The organism is Sulfitobacter sp. HI0040 (assembly GCF_001634885.1).
Lineage (GTDB): Bacteria > Pseudomonadota > Alphaproteobacteria > Rhodobacterales > Rhodobacteraceae > Sulfitobacter.
In genome coordinates this window covers 1-270 of sequence record NZ_LWEX01000518.1, presented here as the reverse complement: position 1 = coordinate 270, position 270 = coordinate 1, and the positions used below count along the sequence as shown (strand labels likewise).

Here is a 270-nt window from a genome sequence, read left to right as displayed (position 1 = left end):
CGTTGCAGGTATTCAGACGCCCGCTTGACGCCCGAGTTAACCGCGAAGTCGTACACCGCATAATCAACGCCGGAAGGCAGGCGGTCGCCTAACACCTTGTCCCAAAACTGCGTCTTATAGATTGTGTCGCGCTCGGTCGGGGTGATGTACCTGACACTGCGCCGGGCCAAGCCGATCAACTTGCGGTAGGCGTCATAGGTTCGCTGGATGATGCCCATGTTGGTGGCCCCGCCCGGGTCTTTGCGGTTGTTCACATACCCGCCTTCGTGA

General features: G+C 59.3%; 1 protein-coding gene. It reads right to left on the bottom strand.

Features of this window, described 5'->3' with window-relative positions:
- On the bottom strand, positions 1-254 hold a 254-nt coding region (locus A3728_RS19975), incomplete at its 3' end, for a glycosyl hydrolase 108 family protein (RefSeq protein WP_330220294.1).
- Positions 255-270 lie beyond the last annotated feature (16 nt).